The 14671-nt window shown below is 43.4% G+C and carries 11 protein-coding genes; all 11 read right to left on the reverse strand.

Annotated elements, in window-relative coordinates; genetic code table 11:
- Nucleotides 1-6318, reverse strand: coding sequence for a DNRLRE domain-containing protein (locus tag ACSVDI_RS06155; protein ID WP_457945427.1), 6318 nt, complete (start codon nucleotides 6316-6318; stop codon nucleotides 1-3).
- Between the two features lie 184 nt (nucleotides 6319-6502).
- Nucleotides 6503-7108 (reverse strand): hypothetical protein, encoded by a 606-nt coding sequence (locus ACSVDI_RS06160; protein WP_457945428.1) that lies wholly within the window; start codon nucleotides 7106-7108, stop codon nucleotides 6503-6505.
- Nucleotides 7109-7110: 2 nt separating this feature from the next.
- Nucleotides 7111-7614 (reverse strand): hypothetical protein, encoded by a 504-nt coding sequence (locus tag ACSVDI_RS06165; RefSeq protein WP_457945429.1) that lies wholly within the window; start codon nucleotides 7612-7614, stop codon nucleotides 7111-7113.
- Between the two features lie 54 nt (nucleotides 7615-7668).
- Entirely contained in the window at nucleotides 7669-8121 is a 453-nt protein-coding gene (locus ACSVDI_RS06170) for a hypothetical protein (protein WP_457945430.1), read from the reverse strand.
- Between the two features lie 78 nt (nucleotides 8122-8199).
- Nucleotides 8200-8331 (reverse strand): hypothetical protein, encoded by a 132-nt coding sequence (locus tag ACSVDI_RS06175; RefSeq protein ID WP_457943364.1) that lies wholly within the window; start codon nucleotides 8329-8331, stop codon nucleotides 8200-8202.
- An 83-nt stretch (nucleotides 8332-8414) separates the two neighbouring features.
- Nucleotides 8415-8876, reverse strand: coding sequence for a hypothetical protein (locus ACSVDI_RS06180; RefSeq protein WP_457943365.1), 462 nt, complete (start codon nucleotides 8874-8876; stop codon nucleotides 8415-8417).
- The gene (locus ACSVDI_RS06185; RefSeq protein WP_457943366.1) at nucleotides 8869-9318 is read right to left on the reverse strand and encodes a Fic/DOC family protein; all 450 of its coding nucleotides are present in this window, start codon (nucleotides 9316-9318) and stop codon (nucleotides 8869-8871) included. Before ACSVDI_RS06185 ends, ACSVDI_RS06180 begins: the two co-directional genes overlap by 8 nt.
- 288 nt (nucleotides 9319-9606) lie before the next feature.
- A complete protein-coding gene (locus ACSVDI_RS06190; RefSeq protein ID WP_457943367.1) occupies nucleotides 9607-9780 on the reverse strand; it encodes an antitoxin VbhA family protein in 174 nt (57 codons plus the stop codon).
- Between the two features lie 99 nt (nucleotides 9781-9879).
- Entirely contained in the window at nucleotides 9880-11310 is a 1431-nt protein-coding gene (locus tag ACSVDI_RS06195) for a lysozyme family protein (protein WP_457943368.1), read from the reverse strand.
- On the reverse strand, nucleotides 11310-13886 hold the full coding sequence (locus ACSVDI_RS06200; protein WP_457945431.1) for an ATP-binding protein: 2577 nt from the start codon (nucleotides 13884-13886) through the stop codon (nucleotides 11310-11312). The genes ACSVDI_RS06195 and ACSVDI_RS06200 overlap by 1 nt, the downstream gene beginning before the upstream one ends.
- The gene (locus tag ACSVDI_RS06205; RefSeq protein WP_457945432.1) at nucleotides 13883-14485 is read right to left on the reverse strand and encodes a hypothetical protein; all 603 of its coding nucleotides are present in this window, start codon (nucleotides 14483-14485) and stop codon (nucleotides 13883-13885) included. Before ACSVDI_RS06205 ends, ACSVDI_RS06200 begins: the two co-directional genes overlap by 4 nt.
- Between the last annotated feature and the right edge of the window lie 186 nt (nucleotides 14486-14671).

Raw genomic sequence — 14671 nt, forward strand, 5'->3', positions numbered from 1 at the left:
TTACCACCCTATTGTACTAAGTTTTTGTTTTAATTTTTCCGTAGTGTAGGTTGTACCAATTGATATGAGCGTGTCTGGCAACGCACTTTTTGTTAGGGGTTTATAAAAATAGCTGGTGTTCTTTGCATAGTAACTGGTAATTTTGGGTAATTCTTTTATGGTAGCAGACACCCCTTTGTATTTCAAAGTGTTCGCAGTACGCTTTATAGTTTGCTTTCCAAGATTCGTAAGATTTTTAGACCCCTTTCCAGCACCACCAAGCGCGCCAGTCGCAGCGCCAACTGCACCATCATAAACCATGTCTCCTGCATCAAATTTAGATAGTCCTTTGTTTTTGATGATTTGATTGGCTGCATTACCGGCCATTGAAATAGCTGCGCCACCAACAATCATCCCTATAAGGCCAACGCCGGTTGCTGCCAATGCTCCTGTTAATGCTCCCGTGACCATTGCTACTCCTAATCCGTCATTCAACTTATTTCCGGTTATCCAATTGGAAGCAACTTGACTTATGCCCCCAACAAGAGCCCCTATTGCAGCACCTGCAATTATATTCCAGAAACTTCCTTCTTGATCTATACGGTTGACGGGATCATTATCACAATAGCTGAATAAATTTTTATCCGTAGAAGACGTAGGACTTGATGTCAAGGTATCAATATGATCTGCGTTTATCATACGTCCCGTCTGCGGGTCATAATATCTGCTGTTGAGGTAATACAATCCACTTTCGGCATCATAGTAGTACCCACGGTACAGGAACGGATTAATCTTGCCAATGGTGTCCGCCATGGAGCCTGTGGTACTGAGCAGCCTGCCCCAAGCGTCATAGCTGTACTCGACTACTAAATTGGCGTTGCTGTCCGTGATACCCGTCACATCGCCCTGCGCGTTCTTCGTGTAGTAGTAGGAAGCGCCATTGTAGGTGAAGCCTACCCGTGTGCCGTCGCTCTCGTACAGGAACCAAAGGACATCGCTTCCGGTCTGCTGGGCAAGCACCGTGCTGCCGTCAACAAAGTATTTCGTTGCTGTGCCGTCAACTGTCTTGCCGATGCGAATGCCGTCACTGTTGTAAGTATAGCTTATGTTTTTACCGTTGGCAACTGCGGTTTTTAACTGGTGGCCTTCCCATGTGAAATTCATGCCATCACGATAGGTGAGGGGGTTGCCAATTGCGTCATAAGTAATGGATTGACCATCATAGCTGGTTAAAAGGTCTTTCCAGTTTTCATTACCGTATTCATAATTAACGCTCTTTGTCGCTTCACCCAATGAGCTGGAAGCGGCAGTGTAGGCGTAGGTGCTCACATTGGTGATATTCCCGCCAGCATCATAGCTGTAAGCTGTGCTTTTGTTCGCCTTTTCATCATCTGCACGAATCAGCTGGTTGAGCTTGTCGTAGGCATAGGTGGTAACTTTATTGTCCTTATCCGTGACCGTGCTGATGTTTCCGTTATTGTCATAGGTGTAGCTGTACTTGGCGAGCGTCGTGTCTGAAGCACCCACATGCTTGTAATTATAGAGTGTTTTGACCAGACTGGTTGTCCTGTTCGCATCACCGTCTACATCAACATAACTGCGCTGCAGGCGAAACGTTGGTTCTTGCCGGGGTATCGTGTTCGTATCGGTTACGACTTCACGGTTTAATTCATCATATGTATAGGTTACTCTACCGCCGGACAGCAGATTCGCCTCGCTCTTTCGGTTGTCAACTCCAGGAACGTATGAGCTGGTTTTGCTCTGATCGGCAAAAGTATAGCGGGTGACGGTGTTGCGGTTCATATTGTCGTAAGAGTACTGAATCGTCGAACCATCGGATGTGGATTTCTTAATCAACCGGTCACCGACATCGTATGAATAATCAGTTACCAAATCGGAACCGCCGGTTCGATCTGTCAGTTTTGCGAGATTACCCCGTGCATCATAAGTGTACAAATATGCTGTCGCGCCGTTCTTCGTTACAGAGGTAACACGGTCATAGCCGTCATAGAAGTACCCCAGCTTAAATCCATTGCCATAATTCGCGGAAAGAAGGTTGCCATTGCCTGATGCAAAAATATTGGTAATCAGGTTTTGGCTGCCTACATTGATGATGGTGGTATTCCCGAAGCCGTCCCGTGCGAAGGTGTAGTCAAACCCGTTGTGGGTAATTTTGTTGAGCCTGTCGGCCTCATCATAGGCGTATAAATTTTCAACCGTTTGCCCGCCGTTTTCACTTCGCACAGACTCCAGAAGATTGGTATCTTCATTGTAACTGTACTCCGTAGTTCCGCCATTAGGATCTTCGACGGAATTTGTGAGTCCGGTTACCGGATCCACATCATAAGAAGTGGTATTTCCCCGTTGGTCTGTGGCTTCCTTCACATAGTTCCCGTCATCGGTATAGGTCTGTGTGCTTTCCAGATAGGGCTGAGATGTGTCGAGCGTACCGGTGGTACTGACCGTGCCCATTTGGGTATCGGTCACATTCCCATAAGAGTCATATCCAAAAGCAAATCCGATTCCTGTCTGGCTGGAGCGGGAAGCAGTCAGCCGATGCTTGTTATTTGTGTCATAGGTATAGGTGTAATTCTGACTAAAGCCCGCCGCGTCATTGCTGGTTGTCGCGCTGGTCAGTTCCTTCGCGTCCGAGTAAGCATAAGTTCCGGTGTTTTTGGCGTTCTGAGTGGAAGAAACCAGCTTTCCGGTTTTGGCGTCATACGCGTAGTTTGTCGCCGTTTCATCCATGTTCAACTGCAAAAACTTGAATTTCGCTTCATTGGCATTTTTGTAGTAGATAACGTAATACTCCAGCCTGGAAATGGTTTTATTTTGATTCACCTTTGAAGCCGCTACAGCACCGCTCGTGTACTGTGTCCCATTGGCGTCGGGATTGAAATCGATGATACTTTCCCACTGAGAAGTTCCATCCGTAAAATACATGCCAACGTCGATGGCGTAGTACCGGCCATCGCGATGCGTTGGTACAGAGCTCCCCGTAGACTGTCCTGAAACAACGAAGGCAATGCTATTGGCCGGTTTATTGATGTACACATTCTGATAAATGTTTTTGTTGAGTTTTGGATTGCCTGCAATTCTAACCTGACCGCCGGACATACCGTCTCCGGACTCAAAGTTCGTCACGCTCCAGCGATCGGGCAAGTAGTTGGTGCTATACCGAAAATCACTGTTTTCCAGCATATTGTAAAGGTTCATGACGCTTCCGGTTTCCAGCTGCAGGCAGTCGAACCAAGCCGTTCCGTTGGCATAGCTTAAACCGCAGTATACCTCTGTTCTGGTTGTTCCCGTGGGAACTGTAAACGTAACGGAGTTACGCTGCCAATCGTTATCTCCGGAAAGCCCTTTTCCGTTGACGGTTCCAAGACTTGTACTTCCGTTGAAAAACGACACGTAAAGGTTCGCACCCTGTCCCATTGTTACACCGCTTGTTTTTTCATAAGCGGACAAAGTATAAACTGTACCCGGAGTGAGATTGGTTAGTTTTTGTACCGCTCCGCTGCGTGCCGGACTTGTTTGATTTTGTGTAATTTTTAGGGACTTTGTTCCTAAATACGCCACTGTGCTGTCCACACTGAACGTGCCGCCCGGCGTTGACCAGTTAGAGCCTGCCCAAGTAGCGTTGTTCAGTTCCGCGTTGTTGTCCAGCAGCAAATTGCTCACAGGAGCGCTTGTCGCCGCCTGCTGGGTCATTTTATTCGCGGTTGCGTCCTTTGTCGATGTATCTGTGTACTTATAGTTTCCTGCTGAACCGTCCATATTAACGACGCTGATTGTTCTGCCGACATTGTCGAAATTATAAGTTTCGGTTTGAGCCTGTGCTTTTGTTTGACCCGATTTTATGTACTGGAACGTGGTACTGTTATCGTTGTTGTAGCTGAAGGAAACTGTATTTCCGACTACTCCGCCAGCTGAATACTCGGCTACCGTATCTACACGGTTTTGAACCATGGGGTTTGAGCCGGGAAAATAGGTGTATTTCACATAAGTGCCATCTACATTGATTGCTTTTTCAATCTGATTGTTCGCGTTATAGGTAAATTGAATGCTTTTGTCATCGGGGTAAGTAATCGATGTCAGATTTCCCCCGTAATAGTTAAAAGTCGTTTGTTTACCGTCTGGGCCAGTAACTCCCGTAATCGAGCCATACTCTGACCGGTCAATCTTTGTAATCCGCCCGGCTCCGTCCTCAACTTGGGTCAAATAGGCGCCGTAATACGAAAGCTTCAGCGAATTCCCCTCGCTGTCTGAAATCGACCGTAAATACCCGCTGCTTGTAAAGCTCTTTTTTGACCCGTCAGAGTAAGTGATTGTATAGTAATCATCTGCCGTACCGTTCTTGGTAACTTCCATTCCAAGACCGTCTTCATCAATCACCTTAGCTGAATTCTGGGGATCGGTGATGAAATAGTGCTCTGTTCCGTCTTCATCTTGATAAACGTATTTATACCCAAACGAAGCCAGCAATTTGTATTTTGCCTTTTCCGTGTCGTTTGTACCGGAGCTTTCGGTGATTGGATCCAATCGCTGGCTGAGGTTCCCTTGCCAGCCCCAGCCATAAATGAGCCCGCGCTGATTATCCTGATAATGGTCGCCTGTCTGATAACCGTTATATACAATGGAGAAATCCAATGGGGCACGCTCTCCCGTTGTATTCATGATGGGAACGGAATAAACGAGATTTCCCGTGTAATCGTTCACAGAGCCTGTACCGGCACGACCCGCGGACTGGCTATGATAAGACCAGTAGCTTTCCAAACCGGCATTGTTTACAAAGTTAATGATTAAATAGGGGTATGCAGCATCTCCATTCGGATAGTTTGATGCATAGTATACGTTTCTTGCCGCTGCTGTTTCATTCTCTGCTTTCAGAACGATCCCGTTGTTGGTGGATGCGCCGCTATACCACTTCTTTACCAGTTTCGTGATGTCCCATGCGTTGTAAGTGTTGGCGGTAGACTGCGAAACATTAAAATAGTCCAGCACCGGCCCGGCAACAGCTGATTTCACAGCATCGAATGAATTGTTCCAAGTAACCGTTTTTTCATTCCATGCCGAATTCATTTCATACGCATTAATCTGCATAGTAGCTGTTGATGGATCCAACCCGGTCGGCCTCTGCGCAAGGTTGAGTTGCGCGCCAACAATCATGTCGCCTTTATTAAACTGGGGCAGAGTGAAGTTGACCAATATTCTGCACAGGTTATAATTGGCCGTTTCATTTCCGATATAAAGGGTACCCATTGTGTTGCTGATTCCGGCCTGATTATTATATCCATATCCGGAACTGATAAAAGTATCACGGATACCGGACGCAGTCTTCGGAGTTTCCACCTGTGGGTCAATCGTCACCGGGTATGTCCTGCCGGCATCAGAGAGCCATTCATCGCTTGCTTCTAAAGCAATCTTTAAGACACCTTGGCTCTTGCTAATAATCGATATTGATAAATCATCGCTGATATCCCCGTTTGCATCGCTCATCTGCGGAGCGCTGATCGTATAAATCGCTTTTTCAAACTTGGTGTCATCAGGCTCATACAGATTGATGGTTTTATCATTAACCTGCTTTGCTACCAAATTATCTATTTGATAAGTTTCTGAAAATTGCTTCTGAGCGTCCCTTGAATTCAGAATAATGTTTTCTTTCACTGAACCCGAAGATACAAAGTACTGCAGGTCGACGTTGGGGAATGCGTTGCGATAAACGACCTCACTGTTAACTTTTTTCAGCTTTAAAAACTGATCGTTATGATTTTCTTCTGGCTCAACCTCGTCCGCGTTTTGTGGATCGACCACAGACTCGGTCTTATTAGCATCGTCTATGCCCCAGCTGATAGTATGGTCTCCAGCCTGAAGCGAAACTGTTTTTTCCGGTTTTATTGTTCTGGCAAGACTGATTCGGTTCACTCCTGCTGTAGTTTCCAATTGCTGAGTATCAGTTGGCTCAGTTGGATTTTCAACACTCAAAGTGTTATCAATATCTTGCCATTCGTCGCCACTGTCCTTATAATGAACCGGCTCATTATATGCCGCCAGCATATAGGAACCGTCGCTCATTAAGAACGTTTTCGTGGTTTCTGTTCGCCTTTCGGGAACTTCCGCAACGATTTGTGGAGCAGAATGATCTCCCGAGTCTTTTAATTCTGGTGAATGGCCGGAATCACTCGCAGAATTCTCGTCAGGTTCATCTACGTTTCTGCTGTAGGGGGTGTCTGTTGTAAATAATGATTTTTCTGCCGCGAAGGCTACTGTTGTGAAAGATTGCGATACTAAAACGAGTGATAAAATTACTGCTAAAAAGTTTACTGTGATTTTCCTCATTGAATTCCCCTCTTTCTTTATTAATAGATTATAAATAATTGAGTAATAATTTGTCAATAAATTTACCATAGAAGAAATTTCCCAATATATGGTGAACGGTTTGCAATTTATAACAAAGGATAAAGAAAAACCGTTCTTACAAACGAAGTAAGAACGGCATTTCAGAAGATAAACTTAATTAACTTTACCTTCTATTTGATTCATTGCTATATTGATCCAGTAGAGACTTTAATCTATCATCAAGATTTTTGCAGACTTTGTTGATACATCGATACAGCTTACCGTGGACGAACTTATAATCACTGCGATTTAAAATATACGCGGTTTTTACATCTTTTAGGCAGGCATTTATTTTGTTTTTCTCATCTTTTAATTTTGAAAGCGATTTATCCCTATCAGCTGGAAACTTACTATTTAATTCATTAATATTAGACAATGCATCACTCCAAATTTTCTTTGTCCTTATTATCTCACTTTTCTGTTTTTCTTCCAAAATCTCAAGTTCTTCGCTTGCTGTGTTATTATCGTTGTTAAAAACGATAAAATAAGCGACAAGCTGAGCGATGAGAATCACAAAAATAATCAAGAAGAAGGAACTACTGTGGGAATTGATAAATCTTGATATAGCGTAAAGGAAGTCGCCACCCGCAGAACTTTTTGCTTCGTTGCTAAAGTCGCATCCCGCCAATGCAACAAGCACTGCCAATAAAACAAAGGAATGCTTTTTAATCGCTTCAAAAAAATATATTTTACTTTTATCAGCTTTCCCGATCTCAGGTTTCTCTTTCATGATCAATCGTCCCTCATTTCTATCTCAGGGGACTCCTCCAAAGCAGGCTGATCATGAAGAGAGCTTAGAAATTCCTTGCGATCCATTTCAAATTCTTCTTTCAACTTAATATCCTCTTTAATAGCCTGTATAAGATTTTCATGGTCTTCCTGCGAAGGATTCTCCGATGTTAAAAACCGTTCGATTAGATCAAGCCTTTTGTAAAGACGATCATTGTCTTCTATCATCTTGTGAGCATATAGGACGACTTGCTCCGTCATTTGACCACTCTGTGAAAGAAGGCTCTCGGCATTTTCTTGATAATCCTTATGTACTCTTGCAAGACTGTCGTATGCGTTCTTATATTTTTCGATGGTTTCATTGGCGTCGGCCTGGAATAGGGAGAACTGTTTTCCAAGCGCCTCAATTCGTCGAATGAGTTTGTCACGAGTTGCAAATTTATCTAATAATTTATCAAACAGAAAAATCCCTCCTATCAAAATTAAAATCTTGATAAACAAATCCATTTTTCTTATACCTCAATTCTACATAGTTTTACAATTCCTGTCAAACAAATTCCCTTACGATTCATCTTCCAATTCATTGACTGCTTGCATAATATCAATAGATCCGTTTGTTGCTTTTACATCATGAATGGACTTAGTACGTAGTTTCTCATAATCATCTTTACCAAGTTGTACCACGGTAGCCAACATACGTGTTAACATATCCATTTCAACTGCTGTTCGAAAATTCCCTTTTGAAATTCGCGTAGCTAGGTTATTAACCAGTCCTTCCATCTTTGAACCAAAAGCGCCGCATAAATAATCTTGATTTAGTTGAGAAGTGATGTATCCAAAATAAAAATCAACAGCTTTTTCGATTACATCATTTCTCGAAGTGCAGCCAGCAAGATTAATAAGGCTATCCACTTTTGCGTAGCATCCTCTTTTTAGATAGACTGTGCATTTAAACTTCTTATCTGAATCAATTGAACTGTCTTTTACAATCTCTGTATTTATAAAGTCAGGCATGATTTTCCTCCCAAATGTTGGTGGCAAAACTGGTGGTAATAAAAAAGTAAGTGCTTTAGCGCCTTTATAAACACAATTTCAATATTTTGATTCCTGTTTTGCCACCAAATAAAAAATTTTGCCACCAATGTCATATTTCTTAACGCCCAGCACCGCTGGGCGTTGCGTAACTAAGCGCCACCGTTTTGGTGGCGCTTCTTTATCCTGCAAAGTTGCTCCACAGGTTTTCCTTCCATAGATATCTCTTTGAGAAAACCTAAAAAAACCGCATAGCAGGGCCAAAAACAAGCAATTTAGCCATCGCAGGAGCGACTAGAACCCACATTACTTAAATCCATACCAAAATCCGGTTCTTCAGAACCGGATCCTGACGGCCCTGAGGGAGCAGAACGGGAAGATTTTTCAGCGTTGGTATGGGAGGCAGCAGTCGATTTTTCAATGTATTTTCGCACCGGAGAAGGCACGAATTTTTTGTAAAAAGTCTCTGCTGTTTTGCTCAACTCATCACTAATATCCAATCCTTTTTCTTCCATAAACTGCTGTGCGGCGTTGAATTTTTGCGGTTCAATTTTTAGTTTTACGGTGATTGTTTTCATCGAAATTACCTCTTTCCTCTTAATGTAAATTGTGTTCTGCCAGTGGTTTAGCGCGCCTAAAGCAGAGAAAAAACATTTGATTTTTATTCTGCTGGCATGAAAAAAGCCATCAGAGTTTTCCTTTCTGATGGCATTACTTGTGTATTGAGTTTTATTCAAGTGTCATTCCCGGTTCTTCTTCCAGTTCCTGTTCACATACCGAAATTTTCTGAAATAATTCAAGAAGTTTTCCACCTTTCGGATTGACAAGCCGGATGTATTGCTCCTGCTCTTCAAGAGAAATCGGTGTTGTAATCCTCTCAAAGGTTTCCGTCATTTTTCGATAATCGCAGCCAAAGGCAAGTGCGCTGGCTTCGATCATATCCGCTGCGGATACGTTCGAAAAATCGACTTTATAGCCGGCAACTTGAGCAAGACTTTCAATAAACACTCTCTGTGTACGTCCATTTCCTTCTCGAAACGGATGGATAACATTGATTTCCCCTAAATAATAGGCCAGCTTCTCACAAATATCATCCTGGGATGTGCCAATCAGATAATTCTCTTTTTTAAGCTTATCAAAGGTTAGCTTTGCCCGGACTCGATATATATGCAGTTGCAAAATTGATTGCCTTTTGCAATGTTAACTGTCCGAAGCTGCCCGGCCCAGGAATAAATATCGCGGAAAAAAAATCGATGAATCGCCTGCAAATGTTTCAGATCAAAGTTTCCTTTGATTGGATTTTCCGTGATTTGTGAAATGCGTATAGTTGTAATTTCACGTTCTGCCTCGTTCAGCGCCTTGCCATTTTTTATGCCTAGCTTATTGATCAGGATAAAAGAATTGGGATAACAATAATTGCTATCCCATTCTTAATCATATTGATATTCGTTTTTCATATAGTCATAATCACCTTTCAGACGGGATGGTGTGCTTCTTTACAAGCCTCTTGACCATTTCATCATATGAGGTTTTTCCTGTAAGACAATCGCGTAACCTCTCTTTGTCATCATCCGTTAAGGGCATACCTTCCATAGCCATGGTACCGTTAATTTCATCGATAATCTTTTCCACGTCTTTCATTGAATAGCCCCCTTTTGTATATCAATATTATACTCCTTCCAGAAGAAAATAACAAAGAATTTTGGCAGGCAGGCGTGCCTAAAGCAGAGAAAAACAATACTATTTTAGATATAGCATCGGGTCGACTGCTTTTCCATTCTTCCGAATTTCAAAGTGGCAGTGGTTGCCGGTAGAATCTCCGGTGCTGCCGACCAGCGCAATGGTTTGTCCCTTTTGTACTTTCTGACCATTGCTGACGAGCAGCTGCGCGCAGTGGCCATACATCGATACCAGATAGGATGAATGCTGAATTACTACCAAATTTCCGTACCCGGTGTAAGGGGTTGAACCGAACTGTGCATAAATCACGGTGCCTGATTCGCTGGCATGTATCGGTGTGCAGTAAGGTGCGGCGAAGTCGACGCCTTTGTGGAATTGTGTCCCTTTTCCGGTAGGATTAGAGCGGCTTCCAAACAGAGAAGTGATCGTATACTTACCAGTTTGAATTGGGTAAGCAAACAATCCGCCGTTAGGATTTTCCTCACCGGTTGTGCTGTAGTACCGCAGCACATGGCTCACGTAATTAATGTCGCCGTAGCTTTGCCACCCAAGTTTGGATGCTTCCATTTGGGAGAATTCTGCGGCATTTTCCTGTGTGTAACCGCCTTTTTTCAGCGCCCAAGTTATGTAACCGTTGCCAAAATTGTAGCCCTGCAGAGCAAGACTGATGCCTTGAATATCCTGGGGAGATTTGCATTTTGCTGCCTTCAGACAGCTTGCCAAGTACTGAACACCGATTTGGATGGAGTAGTCAGGATCGGTAATGCTGTTAGGACTGTGAGCATATTTGGTGTTGTATGGGCTTTCGGAGCATTGCATCGGGTCGGTTCCGGAGCCCCCGGATTCCTGCTGCATGACGGCCATCACCAGGGAAACATAATCCGGAATACCGTATTGTGAGCAGTATTTACTGATCAGGGGAACAAAAGAGGATACACTGCTTGAAATCGAACCGCCGGAATAGGGTAGGAGCAATTCTGAAAGATTTTGAATATATGCACGTTCGTTGTCGTTAATCTGGATATGGAAAGAATCCTCTACTTCGTTAAATATTTTGGTTGTGTCACTAATCGGTAGTGCAATCATATGTATGAGGTACTTTGGTTTTCCTTGCTCATCCAGAACCGCATTCCCATTTTCATCAACAACTGCTACTTTTTTGCTGGATTCTGTATAAAAGCAGCGAAGCAGCTGTCCCCGAATGGTATCTTTGTCCGGGTATTTGGAATTGTCAAAAACCGTAATATAAACCGCGTAAAGAAGTGGCGTGTTCAGTTCTCCTTCCTCAATTTCCGCATTTACCTTGGCAATCAATGGCGCATAGTCCTTGGCAATTTGATCTGATGTGTAGACCTGAAGGTTATGTGCAGTACAGCTCGTTCCTACCGCAGTAACGATCAAGGCGATGATGATAAAAGCACTCCCGATGATCTTCCATGTGCGCTTATCGGAGGCCAGCTTTAAAAACACTTTAATAGCAGCGGCACTCATTATTGACCACCGGCATTCCCAAACAGCGCGCTTTTATAAGGTGGCGCAATGACATGAAGATGATACCGTTCATTTCCACATTTAAATAGGCAAAACCCTTGATTGGGTTCGCGAATCAAATCATACTCGCATTCCGGAAGAGACAGGAAACGTTGAAACTCCTTCTCGTCGCAGTTATCACCGGGGTTAAACAGAAAGCTGTGCGTTGGAATACTAAGAAGCGGCTTGGTGTATTCCTTGATTCCTGGGAGCATTAAATCTTCTACATTCTGACTCGCAAGAATAACGTCGGAGTTTTTTTTACGTCCTCGCTTTACAAAGCTGCGCAGATAGTTGACCGCGATTGGGTTTGATACAAACAAATAAAGCTCATCTACCGCCAGGACTGCATCGCCTTCGGTCAGGTATTTGTGGCTCATGTAAGAGAAAATATTCATAAACATGGCGTTCTTCAGGTTTTCGTTTGTTTCGAGCATTCCTTTTACGGAAAAATCAATAAAATCCGCATTTGTGATGTTTGTGTACCCATTAAAGAATGTACTCTCGGAACCGACACAAATAGAGCGAAGACCAAGCGTCAGGCTGCGTAGAACATTTTTGGTATAAAGCTGACCGCCTGCCTCATCGTATTCCTCCAGCTCTTTTTTGCACAACTCAAACAGGTCAGACAGAATCGGATAGTCATTCGGCTGGAATTTATCAAAATCAGAATCGTCGGAAATACCAAACTGCTGATACAGCTTTTCCAACAGGATTTCCAGCGTGTCCAGCTGTTCCATTGAAAATTCTTTGTAGCAGCGGAACCAGTCCCGTAAATAAGCAATATGCTGGCTCAGTATGGTTCCTTTCTTAAAAGCCGCCGGAATATAATCCTCATTATAATCTTCATCCTGCTCATCGGTTATTGGGTTGTCCGTCAGCCTGTGGGGTTCCAGCACATTAATAAAGTACTTGCCTGCCATCATATTCAAATAGCATGCGCCTAGATTTATGGTCAATTCCCGATACTCATCTTCCGGGTCCAGAATAAAAATCCGCTTATGAGCCTGACGGAAATTTGTGGCCAGAAGCTTTATCAAATGAGATTTTCCCTGGCCGGAATTTCCCAAAATCACAATGTGTCCATTCGTTTTATCTTGTGTGCGCCGGTCAAAGTTTACGATGATGTTGCTACCACGTACATTCTGCCCGATATACATCCCATTCGGGTCCGTTTTACCAGAATAAGAAAAGGGATATAGATTTGCAACGCTGCCGGCAGGTATGGCTCTCTGAAACTGCGATTTGAACTGGTCTTGCCCGGTCAGCATGACGGACAAAAATCCTTCTTTTTGAAGAAGCCAAAGGCTGTCATAAACGATTTTTTGCTCTGAACAGAAAATCATTACTTTTTGCTGCAGGTCCTTCAGCTTTTGGAGGGATACTGCTACCATCTCGATAAAAACAGAGCAGTGCAGCAGCTTTTCTTTGGTGTTGTGCCTTTGTCGCAACATTTTATCAATGTCATTCAGATCTTCTTCTGCCTCAATTTTCTCATTTGCTTTTGTAGTGGTGTTTTTTCGATTGTTATTCCGCTTATTGGAATTGTCAATGATTTTATTTTCTTCCGCCGGTGAGAGAGGACTTATGAAAATTTTCAGCGTGACACCGTCCATCTCGCCTAACTCTTTTAATATTGCACACTGATCTGTTTTGGCTGGATACTCGCGTACGGCCCAAACGCACCGGAATGTGTTGCCGATCACATAATAATCTGGATGACCAAAATCAGCGGCTGACGGGGAAATCATGTCCATAAAACTTTTGAGCGAATCAGAAACTTGTGAATCCGCCGGTGTTTTGGTTACTTTCAGCGGCATTTTCTCTTTTCTTTTTTGCTTTGGCTTTTTCTGCCGCACCGGTTTTGGTTTCGGTTCAGGTACATTTTTTCTTTCATCCGGAGTAACGCTGACTGGTTGAAAAACTGGATCGGATTCTCGATTTTCTTCTTGATACTCCATCGGAACAGGCGTTTCCTCCACCAACTCCTTATTACTGCCGCTTGCTAAATTCCGCCAATACTGTGCCAGGCCCAAATCCGTTTCCCCTGCCAGACCGTTTTCATAAATTATGGCCAGCTTGTATTCAATATTTGAGTTGGGGCAGCGCTTCTCTTGTTTTAAAAATTCCGTGAACGCTTTGATGTATAACTGATCGGCCGCATCCTGGTCCTTATCCAACCCTTGACCGGCTGCGCACATTTTTGCCAGCTCGTAGTCAGCAAAGGAAATATCCGCACTGGAGGCTTTTGCGTACCACATGGCAGCCTTTGTATAATTCTGCTGCACAAGAACCCCCCAGTAATACATTTTTCCAAGCACGTAACATGCGTACTTATCGCCGCGGTTTGCCGCAGAAATATACCACTCTGGTTCGCCGTTGGGGTTATACAGTTTGAGCATGGATGCCACACTGTCGTTTCCATCTGAGGTCGCTGCCAGCTCATACCAGGATTGGAGCTGTTCCTGTGGTGTCAGTTGCCGTTCCTCTCGCAGCTCGTCCGAAAGGACTTTCGATTGTTGCATAATTCGGTTCATAACTTCATCTCCAATAGCTTCACATACCGTTCTCCATCAAAATCCGGATAATCGGTATCAAATATGTTTTGTTCCAGGTAAATTGCCAAAAGTCGTTTTATATCTGTTTCCTCGGCCTGACGCACAATCATTCCGTTATCCTTGAATACTCCATAAGCCGTGCGCAAAACCTCGTTTACATGTTCTAAAGATTCTTTTGCAGAAAAGCGAAATACTGCGACAAATTCACGGCTGGTTGCCATGGTTACTTGAATGCGGTCAAAAAAACGAATGTCCTCCTCATCCAACTTTCGCAGGGTGTCATTTGTTTCTTGTTCCTTGAGTTTTGACAAGTAGTGCTTGTTACTGTCATAACTCTGTGCAGAATTCAGACAGCAAAAAGTAATCGTGCCAAGTGTTTCCAGAACGGTTGTCAGCTTTGTAATACGGCTCTTGATATTCACTTTTGAGAGTACATTGAGATTTACCGGTGTTATCAGTAAGAATCCCAATTTCTCGCCTGTATTTAAAGAAAGACAGCTGCCCTCAAAGGCAGCTGTTCCTAACAAATCCTGAACACTGATTTTCTTTTTCCCAATAAGGTCAAAAAGACTTTTCATGCTTTGATTCCTCCCAGTAATAAATAAGCTGTGAAAATAGTACGTATCTGCAAACCTTTATGATGTATTGGTAAATATGTATTCTGCCAATGATCGCGGTCATAAAGGCATAGATAAAGAGAATCAGGAAGGGAATAAGTGAGCGAAGCACCGGGATGGAAAGTGTGGAAAATAGAAATATCAAGG

The organism is Caproiciproducens sp. LBM24188 (assembly GCF_054130445.1).